Annotated in this window: 18 protein-coding genes; 11 read left to right on the forward strand and 7 right to left on the reverse strand. The window is 67.1% G+C overall.

The window, feature by feature from the left end; all coding sequences use genetic code 11:
• The first annotated feature begins 177 nt into the window (after positions 1-177).
• The 4 genes from IM25_RS01510 (at position 178) to IM25_RS01520 (ending at position 4,189) form a co-directional block, all read left to right on the forward strand.
• Positions 178-1,704: an FAD-dependent oxidoreductase gene (locus tag IM25_RS01510; RefSeq protein WP_065995679.1), complete on the forward strand. Its 1,527-nt coding sequence runs from the start codon at positions 178-180 to the stop codon at positions 1,702-1,704.
• An 89-nt stretch (positions 1,705-1,793) separates the two neighbouring features.
• Positions 1,794-2,360 (forward strand): type 1 glutamine amidotransferase domain-containing protein, encoded by a 567-nt coding sequence (locus tag IM25_RS01515; protein ID WP_065995680.1) that lies wholly within the window; start codon positions 1,794-1,796, stop codon positions 2,358-2,360.
• A 100-nt stretch (positions 2,361-2,460) separates the two neighbouring features.
• A complete protein-coding gene (locus tag IM25_RS26335; RefSeq protein WP_019291152.1) occupies positions 2,461-2,607 on the forward strand; it encodes a hypothetical protein in 147 nt (48 codons plus the stop codon).
• A gap of 139 nt (positions 2,608-2,746) precedes the next feature.
• The gene (locus tag IM25_RS01520) at positions 2,747-4,189 is read left to right on the forward strand and encodes an alpha,alpha-trehalose-phosphate synthase (UDP-forming) (RefSeq protein WP_033096137.1); all 1,443 of its coding nucleotides are present in this window, start codon (positions 2,747-2,749) and stop codon (positions 4,187-4,189) included.
• Positions 4,190-4,276: 87 nt separating this feature from the next.
• On the opposite strand, the gene IM25_RS01525 is transcribed toward IM25_RS01520, so the two are convergent.
• A complete protein-coding gene (locus IM25_RS01525; RefSeq protein WP_033096357.1) occupies positions 4,277-4,477 on the reverse strand; it encodes a hypothetical protein in 201 nt (66 codons plus the stop codon).
• Positions 4,478-4,644: 167 nt separating this feature from the next.
• Between IM25_RS01525 and IM25_RS01530 the strand changes: the two genes are divergently transcribed.
• The 3 genes from IM25_RS01530 (at position 4,645) to IM25_RS01540 (ending at position 7,231) form a co-directional block, all read left to right on the forward strand.
• Positions 4,645-5,331, forward strand: coding sequence for a PAS and ANTAR domain-containing protein (locus tag IM25_RS01530; protein ID WP_231911927.1), 687 nt, complete (start codon positions 4,645-4,647; stop codon positions 5,329-5,331).
• Positions 5,332-5,482: 151 nt separating this feature from the next.
• Positions 5,483-5,839: a hypothetical protein gene (locus IM25_RS01535; protein WP_033096139.1), complete on the forward strand. Its 357-nt coding sequence runs from the start codon at positions 5,483-5,485 to the stop codon at positions 5,837-5,839.
• A 138-nt stretch (positions 5,840-5,977) separates the two neighbouring features.
• Positions 5,978-7,231: a glycosyltransferase gene (locus IM25_RS01540; protein ID WP_033096140.1), complete on the forward strand. Its 1,254-nt coding sequence runs from the start codon at positions 5,978-5,980 to the stop codon at positions 7,229-7,231.
• A gap of 33 nt (positions 7,232-7,264) precedes the next feature.
• Here IM25_RS01540 and IM25_RS01545 read toward each other — a convergent pair whose 3' ends face one another.
• A complete protein-coding gene (locus IM25_RS01545; RefSeq protein ID WP_033096141.1) occupies positions 7,265-7,765 on the reverse strand; it encodes a membrane protein in 501 nt (166 codons plus the stop codon).
• A gap of 182 nt (positions 7,766-7,947) precedes the next feature.
• Positions 7,948-8,574, reverse strand: a complete 627-nt coding sequence (locus IM25_RS27555; protein WP_367652610.1) for an STAS domain-containing protein — start codon at positions 8,572-8,574, stop codon at positions 7,948-7,950.
• A gap of 125 nt (positions 8,575-8,699) precedes the next feature.
• On the opposite strand from IM25_RS27555, the gene IM25_RS01555 reads away from it, so the two are divergent.
• Together IM25_RS01555 and IM25_RS01560 are read left to right on the forward strand one after the other, a co-directional pair.
• Entirely contained in the window at positions 8,700-9,119 is a 420-nt protein-coding gene (locus IM25_RS01555) for an ATP-binding protein (RefSeq protein ID WP_026061321.1), read from the forward strand.
• The gene (locus IM25_RS01560; RefSeq protein ID WP_016693083.1) at positions 9,116-9,898 is read left to right on the forward strand and encodes a SigB/SigF/SigG family RNA polymerase sigma factor; all 783 of its coding nucleotides are present in this window, start codon (positions 9,116-9,118) and stop codon (positions 9,896-9,898) included. The genes IM25_RS01555 and IM25_RS01560 overlap by 4 nt, the downstream gene beginning before the upstream one ends.
• 45 nt (positions 9,899-9,943) lie before the next feature.
• Here the strand turns inward: IM25_RS01560 and IM25_RS01565 are convergent, their stop codons facing one another.
• From IM25_RS01565 to aceA, 4 genes are all read right to left on the reverse strand, one after another.
• Positions 9,944-11,002, reverse strand: a complete 1,059-nt coding sequence (locus IM25_RS01565) for an NAD(P)-dependent alcohol dehydrogenase (protein WP_016693082.1) — start codon at positions 11,000-11,002, stop codon at positions 9,944-9,946.
• A gap of 79 nt (positions 11,003-11,081) precedes the next feature.
• Positions 11,082-13,382 carry a 5-methyltetrahydropteroyltriglutamate--homocysteine S-methyltransferase gene (metE, locus tag IM25_RS01570; RefSeq protein ID WP_033096358.1) on the reverse strand — a complete coding sequence of 767 codons (2,301 nt, stop codon included), beginning with the start codon at positions 13,380-13,382 and terminating at the stop codon, positions 11,082-11,084.
• A gap of 105 nt (positions 13,383-13,487) precedes the next feature.
• Complete coding sequence (locus tag IM25_RS01575) at positions 13,488-14,384, reverse strand: 3-hydroxybutyryl-CoA dehydrogenase (RefSeq protein ID WP_016693080.1); 897 nt, start codon at positions 14,382-14,384, stop codon at positions 13,488-13,490.
• 168 nt (positions 14,385-14,552) lie between these two features.
• A complete protein-coding gene (gene aceA, locus IM25_RS01580) occupies positions 14,553-15,842 on the reverse strand; it encodes an isocitrate lyase (protein ID WP_006553580.1) in 1,290 nt (429 codons plus the stop codon).
• A 534-nt stretch (positions 15,843-16,376) separates the two neighbouring features.
• Here aceA and IM25_RS01585 point away from each other — a divergent pair.
• Positions 16,377-17,522, forward strand: a complete 1,146-nt coding sequence (locus tag IM25_RS01585; protein WP_052039930.1) for a globin domain-containing protein — start codon at positions 16,377-16,379, stop codon at positions 17,520-17,522.
• 53 nt (positions 17,523-17,575) lie between these two features.
• Positions 17,576-18,988, forward strand: a complete 1,413-nt coding sequence (gene ramB, locus IM25_RS01590; protein ID WP_016693078.1) for an acetate metabolism transcriptional regulator RamB — start codon at positions 17,576-17,578, stop codon at positions 18,986-18,988.
• Positions 18,989-18,992 lie beyond the last annotated feature (4 nt).

The following is an 18,992-nucleotide window of genomic DNA, read 5'->3' on the forward strand; positions in this document are numbered from 1 at the left end:
CGTGGGACACCCACGAAACCGGTTGATTTATTTCGCCTTACGCGACGTGGTACTGCGGTTTACCCACACCTGTCCGGCATCGAAACACCCGGTTCGGATCACGAACCGGAAACAACGATGCGAGAGGCTCCCGCAGCGCCCCGTTTACCGGTCCGGCCGGGGAGGTAACCAGCGCATATGCCTACCGAGACCACGGTGTCCCTCTGGCGGGATCGCGCCCCGCACATCGCGACGTACGACGACTGGACGGCCCGCCGGGAGCGCTACGACATCGTGGTCGTCGGCGCCGGGATCACGGGCACCGTGACGGCGCTGCTCCTCGCTGAGAGGGGACTGCGCGTTGCGGTGCTCGAAGCCCGGGACATCGGGGCGGTGACCACCGGGAACACCACCGGCAAGGTCAGCGTCCTGCAGGGCACACGCCTGTCGCAGATCGGCCGCAGACATTCCGGTACGATCCGTCAGGGATATGTCGACGGCACCCTCGCGGCACAACGATGGGTGGTCGATTTCTGCACGCGGCACGGACTCGACTTCGACCGTGCGGACGCCTATACCTACGCGCAGGATCCGTCGAACGTGAGCATGATCGACGCGGAATACCACCACTGTCGCGCCGCCGGGTTACCGGCCGAGAGGGTCGGTGAGATCCCGCTGCCCTTCGGCGTGGCCGCGGCAGTCACGATTCCCGACCAGGTGCAGGTCGATCCCATGCCCATTCTGTTCACGGCGGTCGACCGGGCGCGTGCGTGCGGCGCCGAAGTGTTCGTCGGGCGGCGCGTGAAGACCGTGGACACCGAGGACGCAGGATGCATCGTCCGCACCGACGACGGCAACATCCGTGCAGATCGCGTCGTACTTGCAACCGGCATCCCCATCCTGGACCGCGGTGCATTCTTCGCCAGGATGGAACCCGACCGCTCGTACTCCATCGCCGTCGAAGTGCCCGGTGGCCCGCCGGAAGGGATGTTCTTGTCCGCGGACAGTCCCACCCGGTCGCTCCGCACCGCCTCTGCGGCGGGAACGTCCTCGTCGGCGGATCGACTACTGCTCGTCGGCGGCAACGGACACGTCGTCGGCCGGCACGATTCGACCCGCTCCGCATACGACGACCTGCTGCGATGGAGTCAACGGACCTTCCCCGGCGCCCACGAACTGTACCGGTGGTCGGCGCAGGACTACACGAACATGGACAGCCTCCCCGAGGTCGGGCCCGTCCTGCCCGGTGCCGACCGGATCTGGGTGGCGACCGGCTTCGGCAAGTGGGGCATGACCGGCGGGGGCGCGGCGGCGCACATCATCGCGTCCCGGTTCTCGGAGTCGCCGGATCCCGAGGTCGAGGCGTGGGCGCCCGCCATGGCGGCATGGCGCACCGAACTGGTGACCGGCATTCCCACCGCAGCCAAACTCAATGCCACCGTCGCATTGCACATGGCCAAGGGCTGGTTGCAGGCCGCGACGTCCTCCGGATCAAAGCCGGAAGAAGGACAGGGACGGGTGGTACGCAGTTGCGGACGTCCCGTCGGCGTGTCCACGGTCGACGGCCGGACGCACCGCGTGAGCGCGGTCTGCCCGCACCTCGGCGGAATCCTGCGGTGGAACGACGCGGAGTCGTCGTGGGACTGCCCGCTGCACGGCTCCCGATTCACTGCCGACGGCACTCTGCTGGAGGGGCCCGCGACCGGCAACCTTTCCCCCAGGTGACGCCGAGGGTGGAAAAAGGCGTGAGAGCCCGCGTTTCACACCATCCGAGCCGGGTAATTCCGACAGCAGCCGAGAAAGGACACACGAACATGAATTCCGCCGATGGGGCACGACTGTCCGGACTGACCATCGCAATTCTCGCGACGAACGGAGTCGAGGAGGTCGAGTTCGTCGAGCCGCGTAAAGCTCTCGAGGACGAGGGCGCCACGGTCCGACTCGTCTCGATCGAGCAGGGCGAGATCCAGGCAATGGAGAAGGACGTCAACGCCGCAGGGAAATACACCGTCGATCACCTCGTCTCGGAGGTCTCCCCCGGCGACTTCGACGGCCTGGTGCTTCCCGGTGGAACCACGAATCCCGATCAGCTGCGCCAGGACGACAAGGCCGTGTCGTTCGTGCGGGAGTTCGTCACCTCCGGGCGCCCGGTCGGCGTGATCTGCCACGGACCGTGGATGCTCGTCGAGGCCGACGTGGTGCGCGACCGCACCCTCACGTCGTATCCGAGCGTTCGTACCGACATCCGCAACGCCGGCGGAAACGTCGTCGATCAAGAGGTGGTCGTCGATCGCACCCTGGCCTCGAGCCGCAACCCCGGCGACCTGCCGGCATTCTGCAAGGCACTCATAGATCTCTTCGCGGCGAACCCCGCGAGCTGAATCGTTCGGGCCACGACGCAGGCCGATCCTCGTCACTTCACCGACCGCGACCACAAAGGTCCCGGTCCATCTCCGCCTGTTTTCCGAAAGGACCTCGACGATGCTCGAGCAGAGCCCCGTTTCCGGCGCCACCTTCTTCCCGCCCGCAGCCCTCCACCAGGGCGTGCGATTCAGTACCGCGGAGATCAAGAAGCGTATCGACGAAATGTTCGACAACCCGGCTGCTCCCCTGCCGAGCGAAAGCTGATTTTCCGGAGAACTGCTGGTCGAAGGCCCGCAGCGGTGCACGCAATTTGCGGCCCCCTACCCGCCTTGATAACAAGAAGTAGTCGATTTCGAACATGTGGGATTGGTTCGCCGTAAGGCAGTTGCACGAAGGCGGGATTATGAACGAACCGAACTCCGACGATTTCGTCGTGGTCGCCAACCGTTTGCCGGTGGACCTCGAGACGCCGACCGACGGTGGCCCGCCGGTCTGGCGACGCAGCCCCGGTGGCCTGGTGACCGCGATGGAGACCGTCCTGAGGTCCAACAGTGGCGCCTGGGTCGGCTGGCCCGGCACTCCCGACGTGACGGTCGATCCCTTCGAGGAGGACGGGCTCTCGCTGTATCCGGTGGAGCTGTCCGCCCAGGAAGTCGAGGAATACTACGAGGGTTTCTCGAACGACACCCTGTGGCCGCTCTATCACGACGCGCTCGTTCCACCCACCTTCGATCGACGCTGGTGGCGCACCTATCGCGCGGTCAACCAGCGATTCGCCGAGGCCGCGGCCCGCGCCGCCGCCCCCGGGGCGACGGTGTGGGTGCACGACTACCAGCTCCAGCTCGTTCCCCGGATGTTGCGCGAGCTCAGGCCCGACGTCACCATCGGCTTCTTCCTCCACATCCCTTTCCCGCCCACCGAACTGTTCCTGCAGTTGCCGTGGCGTAAGGCGATCGTCGACGGTCTGCTCGGCGCCGATCTCGTCGGTTTCCACCTCCCCGGTGGGGCACAGAACTTCCTCTACCTCGCCAACCGGCTCTTCGGACTCCCGGCACCGCGCGGGACCGCATCCGGCGGCACCATCGATCTCGGCGATCGACAGGTCCGCGTCGGCGCCTACCCGATCTCCATCGACTCCGCGCAGCTCCGGGAACGTTCCAGCGACAAGGCCATTCGCGAGCGCGCCGCCGAGATCCGCAGGGATCTGGGCGATCCGGAGGTCATGCTGCTCGGCGTCGACCGTCTCGACTACACCAAGGGCATCGACGTACGGCTCGAGGCACTGCACGAGCTGTTCGCCGACGGCACCCTCGATCCCGAGAAGGTCGTGATGGTGCAGTTGGCCACGCCGAGCCGGGAGCGCTTGACGGCATACGCACAGCTCCGGGACCAGGTGGAGCGCGAAGTGGGACGGATCAACGGCGAGTTCGCCCGGCTCGGCTCCCCTGTCGTCCACTACCTCCACGCCTCGGTCGACCGCGACGAGCTGCTCGCGATGTACACCGGTGCCGACGTCATGCTGGTCACTCCCCTGCGCGACGGCATGAATCTCGTCGCCAAGGAGTACATCGCCTGCCACGGCGACGGCAGCGGGTCGCTGGTTCTCAGCGAATTCGCCGGGGCGGCAGCGGAACTCCGTCGCGCCCTCCTCGTCAACCCGCACGATCTCGAAGGCGTCAAGCGCGCGATCGTCGAGGCGATCGAGGAGGATCCGGCCGAACGGAAGAGGCGCATGAAGACCATGCACGCGCACGTCATGGAGCACGACGTCGCCCGCTGGTCGCGCACCTTCCTCGAGGATCTACGGGACACCTCGGGTGCGCACGTCGCTGCCGCGGAAAACTAGGGCACGCGGGTCCCTCTCCGGCGCGTACCGGAGAGGGACCCGCGTGCCCCGAACCTCGAAGAACCGCAGGCCCGAAGAAGTGCAGACCTACTGGCTCGGCTGCGGGACCTCGCACTCGACCTGGGGATTGACGCCCGCGTAGTTGAGCGGCCCGGCCACCACCGTGACCGCCACCGTCGCGAGACTGCTGCAGTTCTGGTCCGAGTCGCTGAAGTAGCCCCGCTGACCGGCCGCCACCGCACCGATGATCAACCAGACCAGGACCACGAGACTCAACAATCGCACGATCTCACCTCGATCCGTCCCACACGCCGGACCGTCCGGCCGGGTAGCAATACCCGAGGTGGAAATCGAACAAACGCACCGAGGAACATGATCCGGCCATACCGGACGCAGCACCTCTCTGTACATCCGGGTGTGCACCATCGCGTAGGAGTACCGGCATAATTTCTCTTGTGACCGATCCGCCCGTCGATGAAGCGTTGAGCCGGATCCTCGCCGACGACGTCTCCCGGCACGTCGGAAGTTTCCGGTACCTGTCGACCGACGACTCGTGGGAATGGTCGGCTTCCGTCGCCCGGATACACGGCTACGAACCCGGCACCGTCGTACCCACGACCGAACTCGTCCTCCGGCACAAACACCCCGACGACAGGGAGGACATCACGACGCTCCTCACCTCCGTCCGTACCACGGGTGAGCCCTTCAGCAGCCGGCACCGGATCGTCGACACCCGAGGCACGATCAGACATGTCGTCGTGATCGGTGATCGCATCGTGGACGAGGACGGCTCGGTTCTCGGCACGTCGGGGTTCTATCTCGACCTGACCGACGCTCTCGAAGAGGACCTGCGGGCAGCGGTCGACGCGGCGATGTCGTCCCTGGCGGACGCCCGCGCCGTCATCGAACAGGCCAAGGGCGCTCTCATGCTGGCATACACGATCCCGGCCGAGCGCGCGTTCGAGATCCTGGCGTGGCGTTCCCAGGAGACGAACCTCAAGCTGCGGTCACTCGCCGAACGGCTCGTACACGAGATCTCGACCACCCCCGGGCTCCTCGAAGAGTTCCGCGGCCGTTTCGATCACCTGTTCCTCACCGTGCACGAGCGAGTCCGCTCGGGCGACCCGCTCCCTTCCGATTGAGCGACCCGCTCCCCTCCCCGATTGAGCGACCCGCTCCCCTCCCCGATTGAGCGACCCGCTCGGGGGTACCCGAAGGTGGAGTCGCGCCCGGCGCCGCGCCCGGCGCCGCGCCGGTCGCTGCGCCCGCGCGCCCTTCGACGTGAGGAGAGCCATGACCCAGGATGTGGAGAAACGTTGGAACGACCCCCGCACGGCCCGTAAGGCCACGATGTACGCCGGGGGCGTGATCGTCGCTGCACTCGTGGTGATGGGCGTCGCCATCCTCTGGGGCACGAACTCCGGACAGGACTGCAGCGACGCCGCATTCGCGGTGTGCACCGATCCCGCCCGCCAGATCCTCGTCTTCGGCCCCACACTCGTGCTCCTGCTCGGCGGTCTCGGTGCACTGTGGACGGCGTACCGCACATGGAAGCGCGGCGGTCGCTGGCCGATCTGGCAGGGCGCAGGATGGGCACTGCTGGTGCTGATGGTCGCCTACGCCACCATCTCCGCCCGCGCCATCATCTGATCCGGCGCCCGGTCGTCCCGGCCCGGGACGGCCGGAGCCACCGACCCGCACGAACGAACAGGCGGGACAGCAGCGTATTTCGGTTCGTACCGACGCGCCGTGACCGGTTTATCCCCCACCACACACGGGAATACCGCTGTGGTGAAGATCGCGATGGTTGCCGGACAAGTGAATCCCCTGCTCGGTCACGGCGCGCACGCAGGTGCAGCGCCGCAAGGACTGCACGTCCACCTGGCCGAACTGTCCTCCGCCCTCGCCGGGGCCGGCCACGAGGTGGTGGTCTACACCCGCCGCGAGGACCGCGACGGCCCCGACCGGATCTCCGCCCCTGGTGGATACGAAGTGGTGCAGGTACCGGCAGGACCGCCGTCCCCGCTGCGCCCCGACGAAACCGCCTCGGCAATGGGCGAATTCGGGAGCTTCCTGGATCGGGAGTGGCGTCAGCGACCACCGGACATCACCCACGCCCACTACTGGCTGTCCGGACTGGCCACCCAGCTCGCCACCCGCTCACTGGGCATCCCCACGGTCCAGACCTTCCACTCCCTCGGCACGGTCGAGCACCGCATCCGGGAGAAGACGGCGATGGACGCATCCGCGCGCGACCGAATCCGCTTGGAGCGACTCATCGCCCGGGGTGCGACGCGCATGATCGCGACGAGTTCCGACGAGGTGTTCGAGCTGGCGCGCATGGGACTCCCCCGCACGCGGACCACAGTGGTGCCGAGTGGAGTGGACGCCGCGCACTACAGCACCGCCGCCGCTCCCGACACCACGAGGACCCGCAAGCATCGCCTGCTCGCAGCCGGTCCTCTCGAACCGGGCTCCGGATTCGACATCGCCATCGAAGCGCTGGCGGGCATTCCCGACACCGAACTCGTCATCGCCGCGCATCCCGCTCCGCCGTACCTGTCGCGCCGAGCAGACGAGCAGGAGAAGTCCCGTCTGGTGAAGCTCGCACGCGTACGCGGTGTGCAGGGACGCGTCCGGATCCGACGCGACGTCGGGCGGGACGAGATGCCCGGTCTGCTCCTGTCCGCCGACGCCGTGGTCTCCACCCCCTGGCACGATCCATCGGGGATGCTCGCCCTGCAGGCGATGTCGTGTGGTCGCCCGGTCATCGCAACCGCCTCGGGTGGAATGCTCGACACCGTGCTCGACGACGCCACAGGCCTTCTCGTGCCCACCCGCTCCCCCGAGGCCGTCGCGGCCGCCGCACGCCGGCTTCTCTCCGATGCGACGACACGCGCCACCTTCGGTATCGCCGGACGCGACCGCGTGCTCGCCCGGTACACCTGGGATCGCGTGGCGGAGGACACTCTTCGCGCCTACGAACGGTGCGTGCCGGTCAGGCGTACTGCACACCGGACCGCACGGACCGGTGTGCAGTAGCGCCCATCGAACTCGGCACATGCACTGGAACGATCAGCGACGGAAGTCCTGATCGTTCCAGTGCGCCCCCGCCCCACCGACCTCGCCGATCCGGCCCTCGCCGCCGGGCACCGAGTTCGAGGTCGGCGACCCTGCCGTTCCCGGAGCCGATTCCCCGCGGTGGTCACCGCGATCGGCACGCTCTGCGGAACGGGGATCCAGTTCCTCCGCACGGCGACGACGCTCGTCGAGTTCGGCGCGGGCCGCTTCGGCGGTACGGCGTTCGTCCTCGGAGCGAGCACGCAGCCGCTCGGCCTCGGCTGCCTTGGCTTCGGCTTCCGCCGCGGCGCGGCGGGCCTCCGCTTCGGTGCGTTCGGCCGACGCGGTCCGTTGTTCGACACCGGGCCTGTTCTCTTCGACGCTGCGACGCAGACGTTCGGCTTCGGCACGCCGTCGCTCGGCGCGCCGGTTGCGAAGCGTCCACACCAGCACGGCCAGCACCACCAACGCGACGACCACCGCTATCACCAGCAGAATCCAGTCGTTCGTGCTCATCTCGACCTCCTCGGGTTCATCAGCGGGTTCCCCCGGGTCGAAGTGACGAAACGGGCAGGTCGGGCCGGTCGGTGGATCGGAGGCGTCCCGAAACAGAACCGTTGCCGCCCGGGTGTCCCGAACGGCAACGGTATGGAGGGGCGTGGCGCATCGCGTGCCACGCCGTGTGGTCGACTCTCCTCTTACATCACAGGAGCGACCGCAGCGAGCGCTGCTTCACGTGTCCTGCAGGCCTTGGCGGCGATGGCGGCATCGGCGACCCGGAGCAACCGTTCCACCGGTCGCCCACTCAGAAGAGCCCAGCGGACGTTCAGGGCACGCGCGCGCTCGTCGAGATCGTCGAAGACCGACAACCCCGCCGCACCGAAGAATTCGACTGCCCCGAGGTCGACGACCATACGGATCGATTCTTCGAGCTGCCGATGGGTGAACGCGTGGAGAGCGTGTGCGTTACGGATGTCGATCTCGCCGCGCACATCGATCCAGACGAGGTCCGGCTCGATCCTCTGAGCACTGAATTCCGCACCGACGACCCGCTCTGCGGGGATATCGGACCTGATCGGCCGAGCCGACCATGCGGATGGGACGGAATCTACCTGTGCGGCAATTCGCTGAGGAACTGTCATAGCACTTCCCAACATCGAAAATTGCAGGAAGCACGACCTACGAGACAGGCACAACCGGTGACCGATCGGAACCCTCCCGAAACGGGGGTGCTTCCGTGTTCTCGGCTGTGTGCTCAACCTTCTGCCCCAACAGTAGTCCACGAACCATCGGCGCTCAACACATCGAACGTGCATTTCGGGCATGTTGCGGACCCCTGCCCAGGTCACGGCGGATGGATTGAATTCGCGATATCTGGGTAATCTCTCCGACGACCAGACAGACACGACCCGCTCGTACCCCCACTCCCCGTACTGGAGACATCAGGCTCATGGCAAAATCCGCGTCGATCGAATCGGCACGCGACCACAATCCCCCGGTAGTCGAACTTCGAGTAGAGGCCCATCCCGATCAGCTCGCAGTGCTCCGAGCGGTAGCCGCCGCGATCGCGCTGCAGCACGACTTCGACCTCGATACCGTGGCGGACGTGAAGCTCGCCGTCGACGAAGCGGCCACGCGGCTGATCATGGGCGCTCCCGAGGACGCCGTTCTGGCATGCTCCTTCCGGGCGGCCCTTCCTCTGCTGCACATCAGCCTCTCGGCACCGACGAACGATGCCTCCGCAATCGGGCAGCCGCGCTCCTTCGGATGGCACGTGCTCAACTCGCTGACCGAGTCCATCTCGGTGACGAGCGACGACTCGCGCGCCACGATCGACATGTCCATCGCCGAAGGCAGCGCCGATCGGTGACGCGCAACACGGGTAGGTCGAGCGACGAGTACGCCGACGTCACCGAAACGCTGAGAACACTCCTCGCACTCGAGGAGGGCGACCCCGGTCGCATCCGCATCCGCGACGAAGTGGTCGAGCGGTGCCTTCCGCTCGCCGAGCACATCGCCCGGCGCTTCGACGGCCGTGGTGAGGCCTTCGAGGACCTGCTGCAGGTCGCGCGTCTGGGCCTGGTCAACGCGGTCGACCGGTTCGACCCCGAACGCGGCTCGGATTTCGTCTCCTTCGCGGTCCCCACGATCATGGGCGAGGTGCGCCGGCACTTCCGGGACGCCGGCTGGGCCGTTCGTGTGCCGAGGCGCATGAAGGAACTGCACCTGTCCCTGAGCAAGGCCACCTCCGAGCTCTCCCAGCAGCTCGGACGTGCGCCCACCGCTTCCGAGCTCGCCGAGGAACTCGGCATCGATCAGGAGGAGGTGTTGCAGGGTCTCGTGGCCGGTAACGCCTACCAGACGGTGTCGGTGGACCGATCGTCCCCGTCGGGCGACGACGGGCTCACCCTCGCCGACACGCTCGGCGACTACGACGCCGCGCTGGACGAGGTCGAGAACCACGAGGCACTGCGTCCGCTGCTCGAGGCCCTTCCGGCCCGCGAACGCACGGTCGTGCTGCTGCGCTTCTTCGGCAACATGACGCAGACGCAGATCGCTGAGCGCGTGGGTGTCTCGCAGATGCACGTGTCGCGTCTGCTCACGAAGACCCTCGCGCAGCTCCGCGATCAGCTCGGCGACAACTTCTGACGGGGTCGACGTCCCGGGTTCTCGTTACCCGGGACGTCGACACGGTCAGAACGTCGAGGCGTCGATCACGAAGCGATAGCGCACATCACTGGCGACCACACGGTCGTATGCCTCGTTGATCCGGTCTGCGGAGATCAGTTCGATCTCCGCACCGATACCGTGCTCTGCGCAGAAATCGAGCATCGCCTGCGTGTCGGGGATGCCGCCGACATTCGATCCGGCCATCGCACGATCGTTCATCGCGAGCGAGAACGCCCGCACCGACAGCGGCTTCTCGGGCAGGCCGAGGCCGACGAGGGTGCCGTGCAGCCGCAGCAGCGACAGGTAGCGGTCGAGGTCGAGGTTGACCGAGACGGTGTTGAGGATCAGGTCGAACTTCCCGCGCAGCTCCTTGAACGTCGACTCGTCCTCGGTGGACCGGTAGTCGACCGCACCGAATCGCAGGCCGTCGTCCCGCTTCGACAGCGAGTGGCCGAGCACCGTCACCTCCGCCCCCATGGCTGCCGCAATCTTCACGCCGACGTGCCCGAGGCCGCCCATGCCGATGATCGCGACCTTGCTCCCCGGCCCGGCATTCCATCGCTTCAGCGGCGAGTACAGGGTGATTCCCGCGCACAGCAGAGGTGCCGCGGCGGCCGGGTCGAGTCCGTCGGGAATCCTCAGGACGAAGTGTTCGGTGACGACGATGTGCGTCGAGTAGCCGCCCTGGGTGACGGTGCCGTCGCGGTCGACGGAGTTGTAGGTCCCCGTCACCCGATTGGTGCAATGCTGTTCGAATCCCGTTCGGCAGGGATCACATTCGCCACAGGAGTTCACGAAGCAGCCCACGCCGACACGGTCGCCGACGGCATGTCTCGTGACCTCGGACCCGACGGCGGCGACGGTACCGACGATCTCGTGACCCGGCACGATCGGGTACTTGGTTCCACCCCACTCGTTCCGGGCGGTGTGGATGTCGGAATGGCAGATGCCGGCGAACTCGATCTCGATGAGCACGTCGAGCGGGCCGAGGGCACGTCGTTCGACGGTGGTCTTCGACAGGGGCGCATCGGGCGCGGTGGCGGCGTAGGCGGCGACGGTGGTCGTACCGGTTGTGGACGTCATTCCTCCACAACTACTCCGCCTCACGACGACGTGCACCCGCGGGGGACTCCCGCGGGTGCGCGTCGTCGAGACGGTTCGGCTATCCGGCCTGGTCGGCCTGTTGTGCCGCCCGGCGGCGCAGTCGTCGCGCCGCGGCGACGAGGTTGCGCAACGACGGCTCGAGCTGCCAGTGATGACGGGTCTTGAGGCCACCGTCCGGATTGGCCCACAACCGGTCGAGTTCCACCGATTCCGCCGCCTCGGTGAGCAACTCGTCGAGCTCGTCGATGTCCGGGATCCGGGCCGACCGCGACTCGTAGACACCGGGACCGACACCGTGGGACAGCGCGCGGTCCTTGATCGCCTCGAGCACCCAGCGGATCGAGCGCGTCGCCACGATCGCCGTGACGTCGGCGTCGAGCCGCTCGATCGCGTCGACCACCGACGCCTGACCCGAATAGGTCAGGTGCGTGTGGATCTGCGTCTCCGGCTTCGCACCACCGGTGGCGAGACGGAAGGCGTCGACGGCCCAGTCGAGGTACTCGGCGCGTCCGTCCTGCCGCAGCGGCAGCAACTCACGGATGGCCGGTTCGTCGACCTGGATGATCGCGATGCCCGCCCGCTCGAGATCGGTGATCTCGTCGCGGATGGCCAGCGCGAGCTGGTCGGCCGTCTCGTGGAGCGGTTGATCCTGACGCACGTAGGAACGCGCCAGCATCGTCACCGGACCGGTGAGCATGCCCTTGACCGGCTTGTCGGTCAGCGACTGTGCGAACGAGATCCACTCGACCGTCATCGGCTTCGGGCGCACGATGTCGCCGTAGAGGATCGGCGGACGCGTGCAGCGCGAACCGTAGGCCTGCACCCAGCCGAAGTGCGTGGTGGCGAAGCCCTCCATCAGCTCGGCGAAGTACTGCACCATGTCGTTGCGTTCGTGCTCGCCGTGGACGAGGACGTCGAGACCGATGTCCTCCTGCAGACGGATGGTGGACTCGATCTCCTCCTGGATGCGCTTGACGTACTCGTCGTACGACATCCGGCCACGACCGAGTTCTGCTCGTGCCCTGCGGATCTCCGCGGTCTGCGGGAACGAGCCCAGGGTCGTCGCCGGCACCGGCGGCAGATCCAGGCGCTTCTGCTGCGCGACGCGGCGTTCCTCGTACGGCGCACGCACCCGATGGGCGGGCGTGATCGCGTTCAGACGTGCACGGACGGTGTGCTTCTGCTTGAAGTGCACCGACACGGGCGGCTTGCGCCACCGCTCCTCGGCACCGGTCGTCAGTGCCTTGGCGAGGGAGACCACCTCCCCCACCTTCTGCTTCGCGAACGCGAGACGATCGGCGACGTCGCCGGGGATGTCGTACTCGACGAGCACGTCGTAGGGCACGTGCAGCAGCGAGGACGAGGTCGACACGACGAGATCCGGTGCGACCGCGACGATCGACTTCAGGTATTCGAGGGTGCGGTGGCGGTCGACCTTCCACACGTTGCGGCCGTCGACGACACCGGCGTAGATGCGCTTGCGCTTGAGTCCGGGCACGGCGGCCAGTTCGTCCGCGCTGATGCGGCCGTCGACCAGGTCCAGGCCGATCGCCTCGATCTTCGACGCGGCCAGGATCGGCAACGCCTCGCCGAGATGCCCGTACGGGCCGGTCACGAGCAGACGCGGACGCAGCGGAGCGTGCGAGAGCACGTCGTAGGCACGCGCGAGGGCTGCGAGCTCCTCCTCGCTGCGGTCCTCGGTGAACGACGGCTCGTCGAGCTGCACGCAGGTCGCGCCGGCGCGGGCGAGCTGCTCGAAGAGCTTCTCGTACTCGGGGAGCAGCGCGTCGAGCAGGTCGAGGGTGCGGAAGCCCTCCTTCGTCGACGTCGGCGCGACCTTCGACAGCAGCAGCAGCGAGACCGGGCCGAGCACCACCGGCCGCAGCTCGACGCCCTCGGCCTTCGCACGCTCGAACTCGTCGAGCACAGTCGCCGAGTTCAGCTCGAAGACGGTGTTCTCGTCGAGTTCGGGCTGGCGGTAGTGGTAGTTGCTACCGAACCACCGCACCAGCTCGAGCGGCGGGAAGTCCTCGCGTCCACGGCACAGCGTGAAGTACAGATCGAGCGGGTCGAGCTCGTCGGCCAGCGGACGGAACCGCTCGGGCAGCGCTCCGAACAACAGGGCGTTGTCCAGGACGTGGTCGTAGTAGGAGAACGTGTTGCCGGGTACCTGGGTCAGACCCGTGGCTGCGAGCTCGCGCCAGGTGTTCTCCTGGAGCTCGCGAGCGACCGCGACGAGTTCGTCGCGCGTGCCCTCACCGTGCCAGTAGGCCTCGAGGGCGAACTTGAGCTCGCGGCGGGGCCCGATGCGCGGGTACCCGAGGATGCTCGATCCGTATCCGTCGGCGAGAGTTGCCATGTCGGCGTCGACCTTTCCCTCATGCACATCGCGCCCGTGCACCGGTGACCAGTGTTCGGAACACTGTCGCCGGGCACGGGCGCCGTGTGCGGTGGTGCTACCTGGCTAGCCGGCCTTCTTGACCGTGCGACCGTTGTCGGCGTACTCGTAGAAGCCGGCGCCCGACTTCTTGCCGACGAGTCCCGCCTCGACCATGCGCTGCAGCAGCGGCGGGGCCGAGTACAGGGGCTCCTTGAACTCCTCGTACATGGAGTCGGCGATCGACTTGACGGTGTCCAGACCGACGAGGTCGGTCAGGGCCAGCGGACCCATCGGGTGGGCGCAACCCAGGACCATCGTCTTGTCGATGTCCTCCTTGGTGGCGAAACCGGACTCGACCATCCGGATCGCCGAGAGCAGGTACGGCACCAGCAGTGCGTTGGCGATGAAACCTGCACGGTCGGAGGACCGCACGACCTGCTTGCCCAGTACGTCGGCGGCGAACGCCTCGGCGCGCTTGGTGACGGTGGGGCTGGTCTTCAGGGTGGTGACGAGCTCGACGAGCGGGAGCACCGGCACAGGGTTGAAGAAGTGCATGCCGATGACACGCTCGGGGGCACCGGTCGCGATACCGAGCTTCATGATCGGGATCGACGAGGTGTTCGATGCGAGCACCGCGTGGGGATCGGTGACGATCTTGTCGAGTTCGGCGAAGATCTCGCTCTTGATCTTCTCGTCCTCGACGACGGCCTCCACGACGAGCTGCCGATCGGCGAAGTCACCGAGATCGGAGGTGAAACGCAGACGCCATGCGGCCTGCTCACGCTCCCGTTCGGTGATCTTCCCGCTGCTCACACCCCGGTCCAGCGACCGGAGGATGCGGGCGCGTCCGGCAGCCGCGAGTTCGCGGGTCTGCTCGAACACCAGTACGTCGACATGAGCGCGTGCGCACACCTCGGCGATACCTGCGCCCATGATGCCGGCGCCGATCACGCCGACGCGCTGAATCTTTTCGCTGGTCACGTCAGCTCCTTCTCGTTGTGGGGGTCGTGGCCGAGGCCGGAAGTACAGGTGCGGACCCATCGGGTGCGCGGGTGCAGAACTGCCCCTGATACGCACGCACCCCGCGGCAGGACATGGGGACCTGTGGATCCCGCCGGGGGGTGGTGGCCTCTTCGGTGGCGCTTGTTCCTAGTGGAACTGGCCTTCCTCGGTGGAGCCCTTCAGGGCAGCCGTGGAGGTGTTGGGATCGACGGTGGTGGCGATGGTGTCGAAGTAGCCGGCACCGACCTCACGCTGGTGCTTGATGGCGGTGAAGCCGCGCTCCTTGGCCGCCTTGAACTCGCGCTCCTGCAGGTCGACGAAGGCCGTCATGCCCTCGCGGGCGTAGCCGTGCGCCAGGTCGAACATGCCGTAGTTGAGCGAGTGGAAGCCGGCGAGGGTGATGAACTGGAACTTGAAGCCCATCGCGCCGAGCTCCTTCTGGAACTTCGCGATGGTCGCGTCGTCCAGGTGCGCCTTCCAGTTGAAGGACGGCGAGCAGTTGTAGGCCAGCAGCTGGTCCGGGAACTCGCTGCGGACGCCCTCGGCGAACTTCTTGGCGACCTCGAGATCCGGCACACCGGTCTCCATCCAGATGAGGTCGGAGTACGGAGCGTAGGCCTTCGCACGGGCGATGCAGGGCTCGATGCCGTTCTTGACGTGGTAGAAGCCCTCGGCGGTGCGCTCACCGGTGATGAACGGGCGGTCGCGCTCGTCGACATCGGAGGTGATGAGGGTCGCGGCCTCGGCGTCGGTGCGGGCGATGACCACGGTCGGGACGTCCGCGACGTCGGCCGCGAGGCGAGCCGAGGTCAGGGTGCGGATGTGCTGCTGCGTGGGGATGAGCACCTTGCCACCGAGGTGACCGCACTTCTTCTCCGACGCGAGCTGGTCCTCCCAGTGCGAACCGGCGACGCCGGCCGCGATCATGGCCTTCTGCAGCTCGTAGACGTTGAGGGCGCCACCGAAGCCGGCCTCACCGTCGGCGACGATCGGAGCGAGCCAGTTGTCGACGGAGGTGTCGCCCTCGACCTTGGCGATCTCGTCGGCGCGCAGCAGCGCGTTGTTGATGCGGCGGACGACCTGCGGAACCGAGTTCGCCGGGTACAGCGACTGGTCCGGGTAGGTGTGGCCGGACAGGTTGGCGTCGCCGGCGACCTGCCAACCGGAGAGGTAGATGGCCTTCAGGCCGGCGCGGACCTGCTGGACCGCCTGGTTGCCGGTGAGGGCGCCCAGCGAGTTGATGTAGTCCTCGTTGTTGACGAGGTCCCACAGGATCTCGGAACCGCGGCGAGCGAGGGTGGCCTCCTCGACGACGTTGCCCTGCAGCTTGGCGACCTGCTCGGCGGTGTAGTTGCGGGTGATCCCCTTCCAGCGCGGATTGGTGTCCCAATCCTTCTGGATCTCTTCTGCAGTCCTCGGGGTGCCGGTGGTCGACATCAAATCTCCACTCTCTAGATCTGCCCCGCTCGGGATGAAGCAGTACGCGTGTACGACTTCACATCCTTTGCGTGCCGTTCGGATGTACAAGAACGACAATGACACAGTCCAAAAAACCCGTCTACCTGTTGCTAATGCCAATCTCGGTTATTTTCGTTGCAGGCATTGCGAAGATTGCTAATCGATGGTCGGTCCAACTACCCGAATCGGGCACGCGTTTATTACCCGCGAGTAGCAACTACCTCGGCTTTTGCCGCTGTCGTCCGGCCCACGCCGTCGGAACGACCCGTCCCGACGAATCACCCACCGCGGGACGGACCGGACACCTGTCTGTGACTGCCTTCACAAGCGTTGATCGCCGTTTGTGATCCCCATTGACCCCTGGAATCCCATCCGTAACATGTCTCGGGCCGGATCGGGGCCGGTGCGTCGTAGCGCCTTCGTGTCTCAGGGCCCCGGCCGAACAGCCCCCGAACACGAGGAGTCGACATTCTCTCGAGTACGTCGCGGTCGATCGTCGAAGCGACCCTGCCGGTGGTCGGCGCCGAGATCGGCACGATCTCACGTGTCTTCTACAACCGGCTCTTCCGGGCCGTCCCGTCCCTGCGGGACACCTTCAACCGCACCAACCAGGCCAACGGGGCCCAGCAGCGGGCACTCGCCGACTCGGTCGCCGCCTTCGCATCACTGCTGGTCACCCATGCACCGACCGATATCGACCCCATCATGGAGCGGATCGCCGCCAAGCACGCGTCCCTCGGCGTGCAGGCAGCGCACTACGGGATCGTGCGGACGCACCTGTTCGCCGCGATCGCCGAGGTCCTCGGTGACGCCGTCACACCGCAGGTCGCCGTGGCCTGGCACGAGGTGTACACGCTGATGGCGAACTCGCTCGTCGAGCAGGAGACGGAGCTGTACCGGCGGGCCGGTGTGGCGCCCGGCGACATCTGGCGTCGCGTGGTCGTCACCGAGCACGAGTACGACGGCGCGCACGCGGCCACCCTCCACCTCCGTTCCGTCGACGGCGAGCCGCTGCCGGCCTTCCTTCCCGGCCAGTACATCTCGGTGCGAGTCGCGCTGCCCGACGGCTCCGAGCAGATCCGCCAGTACACCGTGTTCCCCGGCAGGGTGAGCGGCGAGTGGGCCGTCACCGTCAAGCGAGTGCCCGGCGGACTCGTCTCCCCCGTGCTGTGCGACGGCCTGCGCGTCGGCGATCACCTCCTCGTGTCGCCGCCCTTCGGCAGCGTCGTCGTCGATCGGGGCAGCGAACCGCTGCTGCTCGTCTCGGCGGGCGTGGGCGTGACGATGACCGTCGCGGCGCTGCGCGACATGCAGTCCCGAGGCGACGACCGGAGCGTCGACGTCGTCCACGTCGACCGCACCCCCTACGAGCAACCGCACCGGACCGAGATCGGCATCCTGGTCGACTCGTTGCCGGACGCCCGGCTGCACGTGCGCTACACCGAGTACGACGAGATCCGCAGCGACGGGCGAACTCCCCTGTCCGGGCTGACGATTCCGGGCGACGCCAGCACCTACGTGTGCGGTCCGATCCCGTTCATGCGTGCCATCCGCTCCGATCTCGTCGCGTCGGGTGTGTCCCCCGGGTCGATCCACTTCGAGGCGTTCGCGCCGGGCTCGTGGTTCGGCCTCGAAGCTCCCCCGGTGACCGTCGATTAACACGCTGCGAACGCCGCCTTGCGAAGGCTGCGAGGCAGTTCTACCCTGGGCGAATGGCCAAGACCTATGTAGGCGCCCGGCTGCGGCAGCTACGCACCGAGCGAGGACTCAGCCAGGCTGCCCTCGCCAAGACCCTCGAGATCTCGGCGAGCTATCTCAACCAGATCGAGCACGACGTCAGGCCTCTGACCGTGCCCGTCCTGCTCCGCATCAGCGAGGTCTTCGGGGTCGACGCCACCTTCTTCTCCTCGCAGGACGACACCCGACTGATCGCGGAGATGCGGGAGGTCGCGCTCGACCGGGAGATGGGCATCGAGGCCGACGCCCAGGAGATCGCCGAGATGGTCGCGGCGCACCCCACTCTGGCGCGCGCGATGGTCAACCTCCACCGGCGCTTCCGCAACACCACCGCCCAGCTCGCCGTCGCGACCGAGGAGAGGTACAGCGACGGCAGTGGCAGCGGTGCGATCACCATGCCCCACGAAGAGGTGCGCGACTACTTCTACCAGCGGCAGAACTACCTGCACGATCTCGACACCGCGGCCGAGGAACTCGCCAACCGCATCCGGTTCCACCGCGGCGACGTCGGCGGCGAGATCGCCCGCCGCATGACCACGGTCCACGACGTGCAGATCGTCAAGCGCATCGATCTCGGCGAGAACATCCTGCACCGCTACGACCCCGAGACCCGTGTCCTCGAGGTCGCGCCGCAGCTGTCCGGCGGGCAGCAGGTCTTCAAGCTGGCCATCGAACTCGCGTACCTGGAGTGCGGGGAACTCATCGATCGCCTCGTCGAGGAGGGTGCGTTCACGAGCGATGCCTCGCGCGCGCTGGCCCGGCTCGGGCTCGCCAACTACTGGGCGGCCGCACTGATCCTGCCGTACACGCAGTTCCACGAGATCGCCGAGGACTTCCGCTACGACGTCGAGCGTCTGTCGGCCTTCTACGGCGTGAGCTACGAGACGATCGCGCACCGGTTGTCGACCCTGCAACGTCCGAAGTTACGGGGCGTCCCGTTCTCGTTCGTGCGTGTCGACCGCGCGGGGAACATGTCGAAGCGCCAGTCCGCCACCGGTTTCCACTTCTCCACGAGCGGCGGTACGTGCCCGTTGTGGAACGTCTACGAGACCTTCGCCTATCCCGGCAAGATCATGACGCAGATCGCGCAGATGCCCGACGGTCGTCGCTATCTGTGGGTCGCGCGCACGGTCGAGCGTCGTGCCGCGCGCTACGGCCAGCCGTCGAAGACGTTCGCGATCGGTCTCGGCTGCGAACTGCGGCACGCGCATCGGCTCGTCTACGCCGACGGTCTCGACCTCGACGAGTCCAACCCCGGCACGCCGATCGGCTCGGGTTGCCGCGTGTGCGAGCGGATGAACTGCCCGCAGCGTGCCTTCCCGCCCCTGGGCAAGGAGATCGACATCAACGAGCACCGTTCGTCGGTCTCGCCGTATCTGGTGCGCTGAGCGT

This window comes from Rhodococcus sp. p52 (assembly GCF_000763325.2).
GTDB classification, from domain to species: domain Bacteria; phylum Actinomycetota; class Actinomycetes; order Mycobacteriales; family Mycobacteriaceae; genus Rhodococcus; species Rhodococcus pyridinivorans.